The 18,067-nt window shown below is 49.3% G+C and carries 15 protein-coding genes; 10 read left to right on the forward strand and 5 right to left on the reverse strand.

Annotated features, from left to right (window positions below):
- Positions 1-10 precede the first annotated feature (10 nt).
- The 9 genes from Hfont_RS06545 to Hfont_RS06585 all read left to right on the forward strand — a co-directional run bounded on the left by Hfont_RS06545 (position 11) and on the right by Hfont_RS06585 (position 12,784).
- Positions 11-1,141 carry a DUF4062 domain-containing protein gene (locus Hfont_RS06545; protein ID WP_112991466.1) on the forward strand — a complete coding sequence of 377 codons (1,131 nt, stop codon included), beginning with the start codon at positions 11-13 and terminating at the stop codon, positions 1,139-1,141.
- A complete protein-coding gene (locus Hfont_RS06550) occupies positions 1,141-2,901 on the forward strand; it encodes an alkaline phosphatase D family protein (RefSeq protein ID WP_112991467.1) in 1,761 nt (586 codons plus the stop codon). Before Hfont_RS06545 ends, Hfont_RS06550 begins: the two co-directional genes overlap by 1 nt.
- 41 nt (positions 2,902-2,942) lie before the next feature.
- The gene (locus Hfont_RS06555; protein WP_112991468.1) at positions 2,943-3,908 is read left to right on the forward strand and encodes a toll/interleukin-1 receptor domain-containing protein; all 966 of its coding nucleotides are present in this window, start codon (positions 2,943-2,945) and stop codon (positions 3,906-3,908) included.
- 90 nt (positions 3,909-3,998) lie between these two features.
- Entirely contained in the window at positions 3,999-4,544 is a 546-nt protein-coding gene (locus Hfont_RS06560) for a HEPN domain-containing protein (protein ID WP_112991469.1), read from the forward strand.
- Positions 4,545-4,774: 230 nt separating this feature from the next.
- Positions 4,775-6,136 (forward strand): Wadjet anti-phage system protein JetA family protein, encoded by a 1,362-nt coding sequence (locus Hfont_RS15055; protein WP_181666422.1) that lies wholly within the window; start codon positions 4,775-4,777, stop codon positions 6,134-6,136.
- Complete coding sequence (locus tag Hfont_RS06570) at positions 6,133-6,825, forward strand: DUF4194 domain-containing protein (RefSeq protein WP_112991470.1); 693 nt, start codon at positions 6,133-6,135, stop codon at positions 6,823-6,825. The genes Hfont_RS15055 and Hfont_RS06570 overlap by 4 nt, the downstream gene beginning before the upstream one ends.
- On the forward strand, positions 6,822-10,436 hold the full coding sequence (locus Hfont_RS06575) for an ATP-binding protein (protein WP_112991471.1): 3,615 nt from the start codon (positions 6,822-6,824) through the stop codon (positions 10,434-10,436). Before Hfont_RS06570 ends, Hfont_RS06575 begins: the two co-directional genes overlap by 4 nt.
- A complete protein-coding gene (locus Hfont_RS06580; protein ID WP_241523020.1) occupies positions 10,433-11,578 on the forward strand; it encodes a Wadjet anti-phage system protein JetD domain-containing protein in 1,146 nt (381 codons plus the stop codon). Before Hfont_RS06575 ends, Hfont_RS06580 begins: the two co-directional genes overlap by 4 nt.
- 243 nt (positions 11,579-11,821) lie before the next feature.
- Positions 11,822-12,784, forward strand: coding sequence for an MBL fold metallo-hydrolase (locus tag Hfont_RS06585; RefSeq protein ID WP_112991472.1), 963 nt, complete (start codon positions 11,822-11,824; stop codon positions 12,782-12,784).
- 196 nt (positions 12,785-12,980) lie between these two features.
- Here Hfont_RS06585 and Hfont_RS06590 read toward each other — a convergent pair whose 3' ends face one another.
- From Hfont_RS06590 to Hfont_RS06605, 4 genes are all read right to left on the reverse strand, one after another.
- Positions 12,981-13,490, reverse strand: a complete 510-nt coding sequence (locus Hfont_RS06590) for a hypothetical protein (protein WP_112991473.1) — start codon at positions 13,488-13,490, stop codon at positions 12,981-12,983.
- 69 nt (positions 13,491-13,559) lie between these two features.
- Positions 13,560-14,078: a helix-turn-helix transcriptional regulator gene (locus Hfont_RS06595; RefSeq protein ID WP_112991474.1), complete on the reverse strand. Its 519-nt coding sequence runs from the start codon at positions 14,076-14,078 to the stop codon at positions 13,560-13,562.
- 68 nt (positions 14,079-14,146) lie between these two features.
- Positions 14,147-14,500: a hypothetical protein gene (locus tag Hfont_RS06600; RefSeq protein WP_112991475.1), complete on the reverse strand. Its 354-nt coding sequence runs from the start codon at positions 14,498-14,500 to the stop codon at positions 14,147-14,149.
- A 369-nt stretch (positions 14,501-14,869) separates the two neighbouring features.
- Positions 14,870-15,454 carry a phospholipase D family nuclease gene (locus tag Hfont_RS06605; protein ID WP_112991754.1) on the reverse strand — a complete coding sequence of 195 codons (585 nt, stop codon included), beginning with the start codon at positions 15,452-15,454 and terminating at the stop codon, positions 14,870-14,872.
- A gap of 307 nt (positions 15,455-15,761) precedes the next feature.
- Between Hfont_RS06605 and Hfont_RS15060 the strand changes: the two genes are divergently transcribed.
- Complete coding sequence (locus Hfont_RS15060) at positions 15,762-15,938, forward strand: hypothetical protein (RefSeq protein WP_162845867.1); 177 nt, start codon at positions 15,762-15,764, stop codon at positions 15,936-15,938.
- Positions 15,939-16,068: 130 nt separating this feature from the next.
- Here the strand turns inward: Hfont_RS15060 and Hfont_RS06615 are convergent, their stop codons facing one another.
- Positions 16,069-17,751: a methyl-accepting chemotaxis protein gene (locus Hfont_RS06615; RefSeq protein ID WP_112991477.1), complete on the reverse strand. Its 1,683-nt coding sequence runs from the start codon at positions 17,749-17,751 to the stop codon at positions 16,069-16,071.
- Positions 17,752-18,067 lie beyond the last annotated feature (316 nt).

Here is an 18,067-nt window from a genome sequence, read left to right on the forward strand (position 1 = left end):
AGACAGGGAAGTGGCCAAATCTAAAAGAATCAGCATCATGCTGTCGAGTCGTTGCACTACGAAGTTTCCAAACGATGCAACCGGAAAATCTCTGACCGAGATAAGGAAGGAACTTCAAAAAGAAATCCAAGGAGAAAAGCTGCTGGGTCATCAGTTGTTTGATGTTTGGATTAATGAAGATTCCGCTCCTGTTGGCCACGACGCCGACAGTTGGGAAGCATGCCTTGTGCAAGTTCGTGACTGCGATATCTTGATTGTGATTTCTAATGGTGAAGCCGGATGGGCTAAAACTGCCGGAGATATTGGCATCTGTCATGCTGAATACGCAGAAGGCCTATCGACCACACAGGCCAAGGTTCGAGTGGTTGCACTCCCCAATGTCACTGATAAAAAGGGCGAAGAGGGTGAGCGCAACAGGCGCTTTCAAGAGTATCTGAGTCAGATATCGCCATTCCATGGTGGAGAAGCCAAAACAATCGATGATTTGAAGAAGCGCGTTCGGGATGCCATCAACGAAGCGCTCATTTCACTGACTCAGCGTGGAGTTGCTGCTTTTGGCTCTAGCAAATTCAATAAAGGTCAGGCTCTGGACTGGTCTCGCCTGAACTTCCATCAACGCAAATCCGCAATGGAGAAAGTCCTGCGCGATTCGATGGTCACTTACAAGGGAGCCCAGGCCGCGGATGCTGGTGTTAATCTGCTTGTAGGTGAAACTAGTATTCTCACCATAATTCATGCTATTCCTGCAGCATTCACCATTGCAGCGGCCCGCGAGTTGGTTGGCCGCCCGTTTCTTCAGGACCATGAACTAGCTAGCAGTTTGAAGAAAGCGGCCGGTCCACTGCATATTATTGCCTGTCATAAGTCTGCTACCGAGACGCAGGCCTCCAATTTACTGGGTTTCCCTGACGCGACAGTTGTCAGTGGCGAGTTTGGTGTGTACGTCGCCGACAATACTCAGAAAGTGCAATTTGCTTTCCTAACAAATTGTCGCGATTCGACACACACGCGGCATGCATTTCAACGATTCATGGAATGGTTGGAGCAATCGGGGGAGGCTTCCGAGCTAGCTGCGCGCGCTAAATCACGGGCTCGAATCGTGAATGTCATCGCGGATGAAAACAAGAAGAAGGTGAAGTAATGGCGCAACTACTGGTTTTAGGCCCTGTCTTGTCCTTCAGGGGAGCAAAGGACGACAAATGGATTGTCACAGGGTTGGTTGGTATTTCTAAAGATGTCGACATCCCCGAGCTAATTTTAGAGGGTGTTAAATGCGAACATCCTCGTGTGCTTTGCACTCATAAAAAGCACGTTTTCCTCAGGTACGACCTTACATGCACATTGCAAGACGTCGAGCGCAAGGTGACGTTTGGCATCGGGGATGAGTTGCAATGGAATTTCACCGTGCCAGGCCGCGGCTACGCACCACGTATGGCTTATGTTTCGTGCAACGGGGTGTCTGACCCCAGTGCGATGCGAAAGCTGGTAAGGCCAGCCAATGCAGTCTGGGAGGATTTGCTATCCAATCACGATAAGTCTTTGCGAGCCAAAGACTACTTGATGGACAAAGAACAGCTTTGGCATGAAACGAGAACGCATGATAAGGGTTTCCAGCGTTTCCATTTATTGTTGATGGGCGGTGACCAAATCTACTTTGATTCAATCTGGGAGGATGTCACAGGTCTAAAGAAGTGGATAAATCTCTCTCGTGATGAGCAAATCAACTTTAAGGTCACCAAAGCTCTGGAAACCGAGATTGCGAACTACTATTTCGGACACTACAGCCAACGCTGGCTTCCAAATGAACGTCGCGCATGGGGTGCCGGCGATTTCAATCGCGATTGTGCAGATGCTTTATCGCGCATCCCATCCATCATGATGTGGGATGACCATGACATCTTCGACGGTTGGGGCTCATATAGCCCTGAAATGCAAAGCTCTGACGTGTTTAAGACCCTTTTCAAATATGCGCGCCAAGCATTTTGGGTATTTCAGATGCAGCATGCCATTGAAGATTTGCCTGAACTGGCCACCATAGAGCGGAACATACTGCCCCGTGACCCGCTTTATAAGGCGATTGACTGGCCTGGTACCCAAGCAACCGACGCGCTTGCATTACCTGTACTGGCCGGACAACCCGGATTTACATCGGTCTATAGGGTAGGGCCCCTGGCATTAGTCGCAGCCGACCTGCGTACTGAGCGTTCTCGGACTCAAGTAATGGGCCCTGATACTTGGGGTGCTTTGCAGAATTGGATGAATGCCGTCGCAACTGTTGACGTCGCTGAACAGGCAAAGTGCCAGCATTTGATTCTTCTGTCTTCGGTTCCAGTTGCTCACCCTAAGCTAAGTTTCGCAGAAGGGTTTCTTGACCGATTTGGGCAAGAGCACGTCACAGATAGCAGCGCTGATGACCTCAAAGACCATTGGTCGCATGATGACCATGAAGGTGAGCGCAAGCGCCTGCTCGAAAATCTGGCACGCGTTGCTGAAGTTGGAAAGCTTCGCGTATCCATCGTTTCTGGTGATGTACATGTGGCAGCATGGGGTACCGCTTATCGGAAGGATATTCCACCCACATCGAACTGGGCACAGATTCAGCAGTTCACCTCCTCAGGGGTTGTACACCCATCGTTGGTAGGGATGATGGAACGTCTTTTTCTCGCATATCTGAATAGCTCGGCAAAGGACAGCCAGATAATTGATGTTCAGTATGGTGTGGATATGATGCTTTTCCCGGGCCATAACCAATATGTGATGCCAGCTCGAAACTGGCTTGCACTCGAATTGGATACGGGAAAAGATAATGAGGGCAAATGCAAGCTTTGGGTCACTTGGCGCTGCGAAGCAGCGGATGGGTTCTCAAATCATCTCCATGCAGTACATCCCGCACAACCTTGAATCGAACGTTTCATATCACCTAACGACGAAAAGCGCACATCATGGCATCAGTTTTCTTTTCATATAGTCACAAAGATGAAGACCTAAGAGACCAGCTCGAGGAGCATCTGTCATTAATGAAGACCCAAGGTTTCATCGAGATTTGGCATGACCGCAGAATTGAAGCTGGTAGAGAAATTGATGATGAAATCAGTGTCAATCTTGAGAAAGCAGACGTCATCCTCTTATTGATAAGTTCAAGTTTCACTGCGTCGAACTACTGTTTCGGTAAGGAAATGAATAGAGCGATGGAACGCCACGAAGATAAAAGTGCAAGGGTCATTCCTGTCATTTTGAAGCCGTGTGATTGGCATTCGGCACCCTTTGGCAAGCTGCTTGCTGTTCCTAAAGACGGTAAAGCGGTGACGAGCTGGGCAAACCATGACGAGGCATTTGCTGACATCGCTCAGCAGGTCCGTAAAGTCATTAGTAGCTTACAGACGGTTGCAGAGCCAGCGCACGCACGTCCATTAAGAGGAATATCGGAATCGCTACCAGAGATTGAATTCCAAGCTCAACCTGCGCAGCTTCGCACTAGTAATCTGAGACTAAAAAAGGAATTTACGGAATTTGACCGTGACCAGTATCGTCAGGATACGCACGAGTTTATGGCCGAATTTTTTGAAGCTTCGCTGCAAGAGCTTGAAGCTAGAAATACTGGTATTCAAACTCGATTTCAACGTGTAGATGGTCGTTGCTTTACGGCTGCGGTGTATCGCGATGGGAAAAGCCAAGCTGCTTGTACTGTCCGAATGGGGGGATTCAGTAATCGAGAGATTACATATGCAAGTGGCGAGAATGTCTCTGCTGGCACGTCGAATGAAATGCTGCATGTAGAAAACGATAATCAGTCCTTGTACCTGAAACCACTTGGAATGGGTATGTTTGGTAGAGCTGATAAAGAACAGCTCTCTCAAGAGGGAGCATCTGAATATTTCTGGGCGATGTTCATCGAGAGGCTTCAGTGACTCGCGAGCTCCCATATTCATGGGTATTGTTTTCTAATACGGTGAGGCCTAATACCGAATGCCATATTGCAATCGTTTAAGGAAATTGAAATGTCAGTCGCACTAACCAATTTTGAGTCCAGCATCAAAGATGCGGATGAGCTTTTAGCTCACTTTGATGCGTTGAATGCAAAGCCCCCGACGCCAACAAGCGCAGAAGTGTTAAAGCGCGCGGCGCTGGTAATGGCGTTTACTGCTTGGGAGACTTATGTTGAAGACCGTATCTCCGAAGAAATGGACAGTCAACTTAAAATAGTTCGCGGAAGCTTTATTGGAAATTTCGTGCATCTGAAACTAGCGCAAGAATTAAAGACTTTCCACAACCCTAACGCAGAAAAAACACGAAAGCTCTTTTCAGACTATCTGGGTATAGATGTTACTGAAGGCTGGGTATGGCTGCACATGGACAGTGAAAAGGCAAAACGCACCCTGAATGATTTGATTGCGAAAAGAGGTGATGCTGTCCACCGTTCCAAGCCTGCTAACAATGGCCAAGCGGCTCCGCACTTAGTTCGCAGGGATGAACTAGAGAAAGCAATTCGTTTCGTCAAGGACCTCGTAAAGGCGACGGATGCCGTTATCGCCGAGAGAGTTTAAAAGAGTAAGAACACATGGAAAGAAAAGAAGTCTTGCGCAATCGATGAGTGGGAAATTCCTCTTTTAAGCGCTTGCTTTTCTGGCCGCTCATGACGTGGTTTTATAGTAATCTTTTCATTGCATTATTGCTGGCCGTTGTCATAGGATTTATAGTGCCGGAACCGGAGAATTAAATTTTTTTCGAAAAACGCCCCAATTTCTTCCGTCCACTTGCTGGTAAACGCAGGGCCATGGTCGTCGACTGTCTTGAGTGCATCTACGACCGGCTGCACGGAAGCAATGCTGACTACACACAAAATCTCACGCGCGAAGCTGTTCGCAACTTAATTACCCCTATTATTCAAGCTGCCTTGTCGGCCGAGCTGCCGGATGAACCATTCGTTGCAGAGGACCTGTCGCTGGCAGATACGGACGACGACCAAGCCATGGCCAGCTCGCTTATCCGGATGCTTAACGACGATGGCTGGCTCGAAACATTTGCTGACCGAGCTGGTCTCGTCATTGCTTTTCGATTCACGCGTGCAGGAAAATTGTTTGCCGAAGCGCTCTGGGCAGTTGATAAACCCCAGTCCCGAGCCAGACAGCGCAACATGCGCAGCTGCCGCAATGCGCTTTCAGCAACACTTATTAATGTGGACGCTTACGACCTCATTGACGCCTACGACTATGCTGCGAAAGTTATCAGCGACCTATCCGACAGCGTGACTTATTTCCAAGATATGGTTCGCCGGCTGATGCTGGAGGCCTCAACCAATCCATGGGAAGACTTTCTGGCGTTCCTGGACCACTTCGATAAGCGGCTCAAGATTCAGTTTTCGGCAGACAGTGTGATGCTGCACCGCACGGCCATCCGGGAAACACTTCATTCTTTGCGCCATATGGAGCAGGCCAAGTTTGACGTTATCGAACAAAAATTGCATGACGTCGCCGAATTCGCTGTGGCAGAGAAGGGGGCGGGCACCGCATTTGACTGGATGCTGGACCGTATCGAGGACTCAATCGATTCCGCATGCGCGACAAAGCAGCCTGAGCTTATCCGAGTAATGAACTCATACATGGGGCGCGCGGCAAGCATTGTCCACCAGGCCATGGTGTTGAAAGGCAGTGCAACGCGCCACGCCTATTCGGCCACCATCTCTCACGTGGCCACCTTAACTGAAGAAAAGCAGACGGCCTTCCTCGAACGACTTGGGCAACACATTGCCGTAACCAACGTCAAACTTTTGGACCCGGCCAGCTTCAAGCTCCGGGAGACAAGCCAGCGTCGTAAGGCCCTGACGGTGACCGCTGTGCCAGTTTCAACTTACGAAGGTCGATTGAACGCCGCCTTGGAGCGTGCGCAGGCCGGTGCCTTTTCCTTATCAGAGTCGGAGGTCAAAGACGCTATTGTGGCCAACCTTCGACTGTTGAATGGTTCTTTCCGCCTATCCAGTCTTCCCATGAATACCGCGATTGAAGTCTTACATTCCATGCAAGCGGTGGAGTCTGTGCGTAACGCGCAAACCACAAACGTGAAGGCGACAAAGCTTGATACCAAGCTGATTACGCCCTTCTACCAAGGCAACGACTACCTGATTGAATTTACAAAATGATGACATCATTGGAAGCAAAACTCACGGAACGTAATATTACTCAGGACCGCTTTCGTGAAGTTACCACCCGACTTTTTGCGGTGGGTACCATCGTGCGTGCGGAAGGTGGCGTTGAAGAGCGACTGTATGACGATGCACGCCGCATCGCCGAACTCCTTGAAGATTATCTGGGCTTTTCCGGATTTCGACTTATCCACGATGAAAAAATAGAAGCATTCCGCCTGTATGCACCAGGCACGCATATCCCCGGCGTTCAAAACGACGAGCTTGACCCGGTGCCATCTTTACGCGCCAAGACCAGTGCCGACTTTGTAGCCGCAGCGCTCGCTTTGCGCTTTCTCTACCAACAAGGCCTTGCCGATGGCAGTACATTGTCTGATAAGGGAGAGGTCCACATTCAGTTGGAAGCGTTAGCTACCACGTTGCAAACACAGCTTAAGCGACCATTCCCTGAAAGCATGACAGAGCGCCGCGCAGTGATTATGGAGTTACGGCGTCATCGCATTATTCGGACTTCATCCAACTTCACCATGACAGACGAAGATGAGCTCATTGCTATTTTGCCGACCATTATGGGCTTGATGGGAGAGGATGTACTGGTTCAAGCCATGGCAGCTGAGGGTGTTTTAGAAACAGAAGAAGACGCGGATTCCGATACGGATGAGGACGAGGCGGAGCAACAACCATGAAATTGAAAAAACTTATCCTTGTGAACTGGGGTCATTTACGTAGTGGTGAGTACCCCTTTGGCAACATGACATTGCTGACAGGCCCAACGGGCTCAGGCAAGTCGACCATTCTTGACGCCGTTCAAACGGTGATGACCGCAGTATACCAAGGCATCTTCAGCTACAACCCTGGGCAAGAAGAGTCGTCCCAAGGTTCGCGCAACGGTAAATCGAAGCGCACCATTTGGTCGTACGTGACGGGTCTGGAAGATAATTTGTTTGCTAGGCCAGACGGCGCGCATGGTTACGTTGTGGCTGTCTTTGCTCCTGATGAGGGAGATAAGGCTGAGCCGTTTACGGCAATTATTGGTGCCGCAGCAAAAATTGAAGGTACAGGCAGTAAGCGTCAACCGGTTCAAGAGCGACTGTCCCTCGTACTGGTCGACGGCTCCGAATGTTCGTTTGAGGATTTTGCGATTCAAAGTGAGCGCGGGATGGAAGTCGTCCCAGTAGAAGACATCTTCCGCAAGCTCGATATCAAATACAAAGAAGTTATCAATCATCGTGATAACAAGCGCGAATATCTGTGCCAGTTGTATGGTCGGTTCCGCGGCATGCGGGCGGTTTCGTTTCCTGAGGCGTCGGCTGCAGCAAAGGCGTGGAGTCAATCGATTGCAGTTCGACCGATTGGTAGTGTTGACGAGCTGGTAAAAACACAAATTTTGGAGCATGACGCCGAAGCGCAAGCGAGCCAAATTACAGAAATCAGCAGGATGATGCGCAACATTCATGACCTGCGGAAGGTGGGCGAGCGATTAAAAAATAACATTGCCAAGTTGGGAGTTATTGCAGAAAAGCTTGATGGCTCGACCCGAGCGGCGGAAGAAATTCGCATGCTCAGTTTGTACAAAGCGCGAAATTCACTCCAAATCGACGAAAGCGCAGAGCGAGACGCAGAATTGGCCGTTGAGACTGCGCAAGAAGCGCTGGAAACTGAAGTGCATAAGGGAGAGCTTTTGGTTACCGCGCAAGCTAATACCGCCCAAGCGCAAGTTGACCTGCGTGCCCGGATGCAAGGCGTGCCTGCGCTAGTTCAAAAAACAAATATTGTGCAACGAGCTGACCAGGCCAAAATCGATTCCCGCACCGCTTTAAACTCACTTATCACGGGTGTAGTTGCTGCTGAAAAACTCATTGCGGTCTCCAGACAGGTGATGGCGACTGAATTTCCACATGAGGTCCGCGCGCTGGACGATGTCGCCAGCCGCATTTCTGCAGCCTACGGTGGATGCGCGGGTTTGTCGGGTGGCGTAAATTCAGAGCTTCTTCGTCAATTGCAGCAAGCTGACTCGATGGACTATGGGGCTTTGAGAAGTTCGGCAAGGCTACTGCAGGGGGCGGATGCGCAATTTGGCAAACTACATGCGGCCTTTGCTGATGGGGGCGGGTTTGTCGGCGTACTGCATAGCCAACATGCCTTGGTCAACAATGCCAAACAAAACGCTGCAATTGAAGAAGCCAAGCTGACTAACAGGAAGAAACAATTGGCCGGGGGTCTCTCGGATGCCCCACCTCGCGTCTACGTTTCGTTAACAGCGTTGCAGGATGGCCTCCCAGAAGCGCAAGCACAACTGCTCTGTGATTTGGTCGAACCTCAAGCCGGAGAATGGCAACGTGTCATTGAAGGCTTCATGGAAGATGCCCGCTTCCACGTAGTCGTTACTCCTGATTTTGAGCTAAGTGCTCTCGAATACTGCCGAACGCATCGCTTGCCACTGAAAATCATTCAGGGCGCCATGTGTCTAGAGCGAACGGCAGCCATATCCCTGCATCCTGACTCCATCGTTCACGAGCTGAAGTCTGAACATCCTGTAGCGCACGCGTACTTGCACGAACAATTCGGCCCAGTACTGAAAGTCGCTGAAGAGCAGCAATTAAAGAGGACAGCACGCGGACTTACCTTGCAAGGCAGCGCAAGCTCTGAACGCAAAATATTTGTCATCAATGACCTTGCCGGCGTCAAACTTGTTTTTGGTAAAGAAGCAAAACGCGTAGCGCTTGAGCGCGCCAAAGAAGAATACCAAGTTGTCATTGAATTTATACGTAAAAAGGATGAGTTACTGAAAACCTTGGAGGAGCTGTTGGCTATTGCAACGAGCGTTACGTTGCCCTCCTTTGAACAGGCTGAAACACTAGAGCGCGCTGCCATTGCCTTGGAAACTTGTGAAGTTGAATTAAGTCGTTTGGACCTGACGGAGCTCGATGGATACGCTGATGCAGACAAAAAGTTGACCGAAGAGTTTACTGAACTACAGCTGAAAATCTCTGGCAGTGCTACCCATGTAGGTGAGTTGCGCCAAGTATTGAAACAACATGCAACGCAAATTACTCAGCTGAAACAATATCGGGAAAAGAAAATAGCTGAAGTGGATGCGGAGCGCTCACGCCTGAGTAACTTCTGCCTGGCCAACCAAGCACTATCCATGCGCGTCATGGAGGAGCAGATTGGCACGTGGATAGAGAATCATGAGTGGGACTATGCAACGCTTAATATTCGCATCAACGAACTAAGCGCGGAATCCGCTCTTGCAATAGCAGACGTGTATGGATTACTGGTCGAATACAACACGGGTGCCGCAGCCGACGAACGCCTAGAAGCAACACTCAGGGTGCCGCGCGTGGCGGCCGAGTTGGAAGATTATGCGCAAAATCTGACCCTGCGCTCAAAAGTACAGGAGCAGCTTGCGGCCCAGAAAGGGATTGGCATTGTCAAAAACCTTAAAGAAGTTACGGATTCTGAGCAAACCTTTACTAACGTGTTCACCGGTCAATTCTGTATGTCCGTACGGGAGTCGGTGGACAACGGCATCAAATCGCTCAAGGCGTTGAATAACGAGCTAGCCCAACTAAAGTTCGGTACAGACAAATTCGCCATCGACTGGTCTGAGTGGATTCCTGAATACAAAGAGTATTACGACTTCTTTGTGGCGGCTGCCCAGATGAGTGCCAACGAAGGTGGCAGTTTGTTCGCCGACGACACCCTGTCGGAATCGCACATAAAAGTGCGTGATAGATTACGCGACATTTTGCTTCAGACGGATATCGAATCATCCAAAAAAGAAGTTTTGCGCATTGCCGACTACCGCAACTATCGTCGTTACGAAATCTGGAAACACTCTGACATTGGTTCAAAGATTGCGCTTTCCGAGTGGGGCACCGGTTCAGGCGGGCAACTTGAGACACCGGCTTACATCATCCGCGCCGCAGTGGTAACAAATCGGCTGAAACATTTTGAAAAAGGGATGAACCTCAAGTTCATCGTCAATGACGAGTCCTTCTCCAAGATGGATGAGCGCCGCTCGCTGGATGTCCTGAAGTTCTTGCGTGATGGTCTCGGTATGCAATTTATCTGCGCGATGCCGTCGCGGGGAGCAGGGCCATTGAAACCAGAATTTACTCGAGAATGGAATTTCTCTCGTGTTGAGTCGACGGGTGGAGGCGAAGTGCACTACATAACAGAAGCCGATGAGCGAGAGCTGCGTCCGGACCGACTGCAAGAGCTGTGGGAAGCGCATCGCAAAATGAAGCGCACTCAAGCACAAATTGCTTTTGAGGAATCAGAGGCGCAATGATAGCGCCAGCTTGGCTGTCACACTCGGGTGTACAGCAACTGCTTAATATGCTGCTCGACCGGACCGAGCGCGCTGAATTAGCGCAGAGCACACAAGCTCGTGCAACGACGCTCGACGCCCGTACCTTCCCCGCGTTATATAAGGCGGAGTTTGACGGCGACCGCCAAGAGCTCTGGGACTATGTCCTGTCGCTTGCCAAGATGCAGTGGATTGACCTGCGCCTAGACAAGGCGCAGCCTGGCATGGCACAGTACGAACGCAAACCTAAGGTGAAGGTCCTTGACTTGGTCGCAATCAGAAATGCGACTGGGCGTCTCGAGCGCAGCAAGTCACCAATGGAACGATGGAGGGAAGCAGTATTTTCTGAGCTCTCTGCACCTGACATTGCGAAGCTAAACGTTTCCAAGTACCGCATCGACATCCCAGGCCGCTTACCTGAAGAAATTGCACGTCAACTTAATAGTCTGCAGGCACTCGTCGGCCAACCGCTGATGTTGCGCGAAGTGTCAGCGAGATTGTTCTGGGGACAATCGAAAATTCTGGATGGACGCCAGGCGCTCGTAGCGGCGACCTTAGGGCTGGACGAATGCCCTTTTGCGGAAGTGCCGGTTCAGTTACAGATACATTTGCCGGCAGAAGGGTTCGAGCGAATCTTATTCATTGAGAATCAAGTGACTTTTGAACGAGCGACCCGGGAGCTGGGTGCTAAGTACGCCGGTTATGCACTCATTTTTTGCTCTGGATTTAAAGGTAGTGCATTGCGCCTACGGGGCGAGGGTGGAGCCTCACTATACTTCGCTGCACATGGACGTATTGACGATGTTTCGCGTGAAGCATTTAAGCAATGGTTGACTTCAACGATTCTGCTTCCATGTGCGTTCTGGGGCGACTTAGACTACTCGGGTATGGCCATCCTCAAAGCATTACGCAATTCTTTCCCAAACATGGTCGCTTGGGAACCGGGGTATGCGCCGATGCTCAAGCGTTTGCTGTCAGGCGGAGGTCATGCGCCTGACGCTGCAAACAAAAAAAATCAGCGAGTGGTTGAAGCCGTTGGATGCTCTTATGCAGATTTGACGTTGTTACCTACTTTGTCGTTGATAGGAAAATTTGTTGACCAAGAATCGAGCTGGTATGACTAAGCATCGCCTTTTCGATAATCTGAAAATAAGCCTGTGGATGGACAAGCATTTGTAATGCTTCATTTTTTAGAAAACGGATTCCATCTCCGCTGGTATCCGGTTCGCATATCAGGCATTGGATTTTCGAATCGATGTCCGCTATCGGCCAAATGCGGACTATCACAAGCCTACATATTCATCGATATAATTGACACGTGTGGGCCCCCTTTGATTTTTTACTTTATTCATAGTTAGGCAGGATTCATGAACATACTTCGCTTTCGTACGCCAATCATTGGAACTATCACAGTGGTTTTTAGCCTGCTGATTCAAGCAACCGCATTCGCAGCCGCACCATTAGTCAAGACTCAAGCACCAGGCTACTACCGCATGATGCTCGGTGATTATGAAGTCACAGCTCTAAGCGACGGCACTGCGGTTTTGCCAGTACATGAATTACTACATGAGTCGCCAGAAAAGACGAAAAAGGCGCTACATAAGTCCTTCTTAAACTCTCCAACAGAAACATCATTCAACAGCTTCTTAATCAATACAGGCGAGAAACTTATACTAATTGATACCGGTGCGGGCGCGCTGTTTGGTCCTACTTTGGGGAATCTCGCTGCTAACCTTAAAGCTGCAGGTTACCAACTGGACCAAGTAGATGAAATTTATATCACGCATATGCATCCAGACCACATCGGTGGTTTAGGAACGAGTACATCGGTGTTTCCAAATGCAATCGTGCGAGCAGATAGGCGTGATGCTGATTACTGGCTGAGTAAAGCCAACATGGAAAAAGCACCTGCAAAGCAAAAGGATTTCTTCAAGGGCGCGATAAGTACGATAGGCCAATATGCGGATGCCGGTAAGCTAAAGACATTTGACGGTAATACCCAACTGCAAACTGGAATCAGAGCTGTTTCTAACTACGGACACACCCCAGGTCATACAACTTATGTCGTTGAGAGCAAAGGGCAGAAGTTAGTTCTGTTAGGCGACTTGGTGCATGTTGCAGCTGTTCAGTTCGATAACCCAGCGGTCACTATCGCTTTTGACAGTGACGCCAAAGCTGCGGAGGCAAGACGTAAAGCGGTTTTCGCTGAAGCGACTAAGCAAGGCTATCTAATTGGTGCGGCCCACTTGCAATTTCCGGGATTAGGTCATATCCGTGCCAAAGGAAAGGCATATGAATTCGTGCCAACAAACTACTCAATACCTCGCTGAAATTTAGAAGTGAATGCGGAAATCAGTAATTATGATTCACGCTCAGCATCGCGCAATAAAGCTCCGCTCGCGTCTTTACAGATGCGAGCTTTTTTGCTTATCAACAATGTCCGCTTTGGGTCGATAACAGCCGTTTACACTTCGCTTGAAGCAACATTCCCGTGTAGCTAAAGAAGAAAAGAACCCCACTGTTTTTTCATCCGTCTTCATCGTCGGGCGGGTAAAGTCTGTAGTCGTCTATCATCAGCTGAACCAAGTCGGCCATAAGATTATCTGTCTTAGCATATTCAGAGGGCTGCATCGCGCGCATACGTGCCATTCGTCCATCTATCCCAATCACGATGGCTTCATAAGGTTGGTCAGGATAGTTATGTATCAGTTTTACAGTGCTCTGCAGCGTATCGCGCTCAAGACGAATGCCAGCTGCTGCAGCGTACGCATACAGCGCGCCTGCGCCCACCACCACCGCGTCTCCCAAGTCTGTGTGGCATAGCAAGTCCATTGTCTTCAAGTCGACGTTACCCACCTCATATACGACATTGAGTTTCGCTTGCAGGATTAGCGATTCTCGAAGTCCGATAAGATTAACAGCGAGCCTGCTGCCAGGGATTAAGGCTTGTTCGAATGCGGTAAATACCTGCCGTGCATTGATGTACTGCTTCATTGCTGCAGGCGGGAGTTCTAGGGAGAGCAGTTGGTCGTTCATTTTTGTCCAATGCCATGGAACGAATGTGCGCCATCTAAAAGTCAGCAAATAATTTCTTCTCGCTGACGACTAGGGTAGAAGTTCAGCCATCTCTAGTTGAGTCTCGGCTGAAAGCTGAAGCATTTCTTTGGTTACGTTGATATGTCGAGTTGTAATTGATACGTCTCTCACACTGTCCGAGACCAAATAGCCTTTTTCTTGAAGCCACTTCAATAAATCCGATAGGTGCCATAAGCAGGAACTTCCTTCGTGGACTGGAGGTGGAAATGACACGCTCGACAGCATCAGCTTGCGCAGCTTTTGTCGAGTCATCCCAAGCACTTCCGCCGTATCGGCAAGCTCCACATAATCCGGACCGGCTTCTATCAACTTGGCCGTGGGAACAACATTACGAATGCTAACGATAGCGCTTTTTATAGCATCCCTTGCAGATGTAGCTTCACGTGTGAACTTCAGGCCAATACGTCCCTCCTGGCCAATTCCAATTAAAGCATCGTTGCATCCGCACGCGCCGAAGCGCTCGACCAGTTGGTCAAGATTGCAATCATTTTCCCGCAGCAGATACTTCAAGGTGAATTCATATTCCATCGTTTCTCCAGACTGGCTATGAAATTCCGAATAGTAGTAATTAGTAGTGGATTTACTAATTAGTAAATCTATCGATTGTTTTTAGGTTTCCCATCGTTTCGAGCTAAATGTTCTTGCCAGACTGAATCGCTGACGTCATTCCACATTTGTATTGATAGTTGTTGCGTCCAACGACCCCACACATAATTTGCATCTAAGTTATTTCCTGAGGCGCCGATGAGTAAATAAACGCGGCCGGAATTTGTCGTCGCTCGTAAGTTTTCTAAATCGAGCTCGACAACGGCCGAACTAACTCTGCCTTCTCGATTTTCCATGCAATAACCGATAAGGTGACGGTCACCATCGGGTAGTTCGAGGACCTGCCAGGACCAAAGCGAAAGTGTGCCCTGTTCTTCGACGGAGCGTGTAGGCCAGATAGTCATTTTGCTTCTCCTTTAAAATTCGCTATTCAAAAAAGTGAATTGCCGCGCACGAAAATGGCAATCACTGTTCAAAAGTGTAATGAGCGAATTGACCGAAAAACGTAGAGAAACTAAGAAAAACTTTGGGCGCGCAACAGAGTGATTTTTCTTTTGGACACGATATGTTTTATTTCGTGGCGTTCGGCCACTTAATGCTTTTTATCGTTATTGACGGGCGTTTGAGGCCTCTAGGTAAGGAGGACAGCTTATGCTTTATTTGTTGGTCATAAATTAGCTAACGGCACAAAGCATCAGGCGTCCAAATGGACGACCTCTGCTTTATTCCACGTTAGCCACTTTTTCTGCACTCAAAAACTGCCTTGAGTATCGTCAATACGCCGACCTGAAATTTCTCCCTTGCACCCAGCGCGTTTGCCAGTGATTTTGGAATGATGCTGCCAAAACGGGGTTATTCCACACCACCAAAACGTTCTCGCTGTTGTACTTGGCTGCGGCCTGACTGTAATTGAAGCTGCCGTTCTGTACGTGCTGTTCGTCGGGCACGATGTACTTGTCATGGTGAATCGCGTAGCTGGAAATTGTCCGCGTCGGGATGCTTCCGTTTACAAGTAAATTAAGGGCCGCAATGCTCGCCTTTCCTTTGTTGCCATTTTCGTCGACCAGTACGCGCACATCGACCCCACGCCTCTTTGCCATCAGCAGCGCCTTTGTCACGGCAGGCGAGGTGAATGAATATGCAGCGAGACGGATGCTTTTATTCGACGCATTGATAATCTTGAGCACAAGCTTTTCTGCACCGGCATTTGGCGAGAATGCGCTTTCGATGAGTCCTGTGGCTGGAGCCGTTGTAGTTCTTGATTGGAGAACCTGGGATAGTTCGTCAAGCAGGTTAGGTTGTTTCGCGTAGGCAGAAATCGAGATAAGAAGGGAAAGCAAAGGCAGTATTTTTTTCATGCGATATTTTAACGGCTCGCGCATGTTGAACGAGGCGGATCATTCTCTTTCGGACGATAGTTGCAAGTTGATTTGCGGCATAAGTTATCCCCGGAATATGTGGATAGTCCAGTGGATAACCGTTGCGCTAGTACCGTATGTCCTTGAACTAAAAGAGATTTTCTTTTCTGCAAAAATTAGCCGCGTAGGAATGCGCTGGCGAGGCTACCTGCAGTCTTACATTCAAATACCCGTTTGTCTGATTGGTGTACCGATCGCTGGCACTTAGTATCAAACACATGACTATTCATCAACGAAGGAGAATTTCATGGCTAAGCAAGGCAAAACATCGTTTGATAAGACAAATAAATCCGGAGATAAAAAGAATCATTCGGGCAAGCAATCTGGTTCGCGCGATAACGCAGAGATGCCAGATAAAAATCTGGATACCGAATCTGAATTTGCAGTGAATGAGTTGCGCGAAGAGAAGCGCGACTCTCATTAGATTAATTGAAGGTCAAAAAAGAAGCGCAAGGCGAATCCGCTTTGCGCTTCTTTTTTAATTATGGGATGTGGAAAAAATTACAGGCAGCTCATGTGTAATGTCATGAGTTGCCTGTTTTGGTTTTCGTGCGTTAAAACTGTTCCCATTCATCGCCAACCTGTGCAGCGGCAAGGCGAGGGCGCGGTTCCGGAATGCTGCGACTTGCTGGTTTTGCGGCAGAGCGCGCTGGCGCAACAGCGACCTGGGTGGCAGCGATAGCTTTTTGTCCGGATGCTGCCGGACCATCGATCTTGAACACGTCGACAGTGCGCTCCAGCTTGGCGGCTTGTTCCTTGAGCGAAGCTGCTGCTGCCGCTGCCTGCTCCACCAGCGCTGCATTTTGTTGTGTGACCTCATCCATTTGCACTATCGCTTCATTGACTTGCTCGATACCGCTGCTTTGTTCCTGGCTGGCAGCAGTGATTTCAGTCACGATATCGGTCACACGTTTGACGCTGCTGACGACCTCGGTCATCGTTGCTCCGGCTTGTGCTACCAACTTGCTGCCTACATCGACTCTGCCGACTGAATCATCAATGAGCAACTTGATTTCTTTTGCTGCGGCGGCGGAGCGTTGCGCCAGATTGCGCACTTCCGTTGCGACGACGGCAAAGCCGCGACCCTGTTCGCCGGCACGTGCCGCTTCGACCGCTGCATTCAATGCCAGGATGTTCGTTTGAAATGCGATACCGTCAATTACGCTGATGATGTCGGCAATTTTTCTGGCGGATTCGTTAATGCCATTCATGGTCTCCACTACTTGTCCGACAACTGCTCCGCCTTTGACGGCAACTTCGGATGCGGATAATGACAGGCTGTTGGCTTGCCGTGCATTCTCGGCATTTTGCTTGACGGTGGAGGTGAGTTCTTCCATCGAGGATGCGGTTTCTTCCAGTGAACTTGCCTGCTGTTCGGTGCGGCTGGATAGATCCAGATTGCCGCTGGCGATTTCGTTGGATGCGGTGGCGATGGTTGCAGTGCCACCACGTACTTCGGTGACGATGCCGACCAGACTTTCATTCATGTCTTTGAGCGCTTGCAGCAGCTGACCGGTTTCATCCTTGCTGGTGATCTCGATGCGGCTGGTCAGGTCGCCCGCTGCGACGGTTTGTGCAACTGTCACTGCCTGGTTCAAGGGCCGCGTGATTGCGCGCGTGATAAAGAAGCCAAGCGTAATACTCAGCAAAAGAGCGATGCCTGTAATGGTGAGAATAATCGTAACTGATTGAGTGGAAGTTTTATTGGCTTCGGCGCTTTTTGCATCGACGGTGCTTTGTACCGATTTGACGACGACGGCCATGTCATCGACGATCTGCCTGCGCAATGGGCTGCATTCTGTGACAAGAAACTTGCCGAATTCTTCCATCTTTCCAGATTCACGATATTTGCGCGGTCGATTCAACTCTTCGGCCATCGCGCGCAATCCCTTGCTGACTTTGTCGAACTCTGCGTTGCCTTTGAATAAAGGCTCCATCTTGTTCAGCGCATCCAGATAAATGGCTTTTTGCTGATCGAGGATATCCAGTTCTTTTTTTGCATCGGTGTCGCTGGTAAATACGTAGGCATTGCGCGCTGCGAGGCCTGTTTGTCCCAGCGCTTCGCGGGCTGTATAAAGCCGCTCCAGCTGTTCAGTTCGTATGGAATTTTGTTCGACAATCACGTCATCGATCTGGGTAATCCGCATCAGCGAAAAAAGGGCGATCGCTAATGTCAGCAAAACAGTGATACCGAAGCCCAGTGCTAATTTGCTGCCTACCTTCATGTTTGCGAACATTCGAATCTCCCTTGAAACTTAGATGAGAAACATACTTGAACGAACTATTTGTGAACGCTGCTTGGTTTGGCCTATTTGATAGGCTCATTCTTTTGGAAACAGGATCTAACATTATCACTTGTTGATAAAAAGAAACTCCCATATTTATGGGATTTTTGATTTTTTAATAAGCATGGCAGACGAACTTTCTTCTTTTGCAATTATCGTAGCTAATGCCAGGAACAAAGAAAAAGTGGTGAGGCAAGATGATGACCGTACTGCAGTACTGGCTTGAGTAATTGAGCGTGACATGAAAATTTATAGTGTTGCGACAGTC

Source organism: Herminiimonas fonticola (genome assembly GCF_003293745.1).
GTDB lineage: Bacteria > Pseudomonadota > Gammaproteobacteria > Burkholderiales > Burkholderiaceae_D > Oxalicibacterium > Oxalicibacterium fonticola.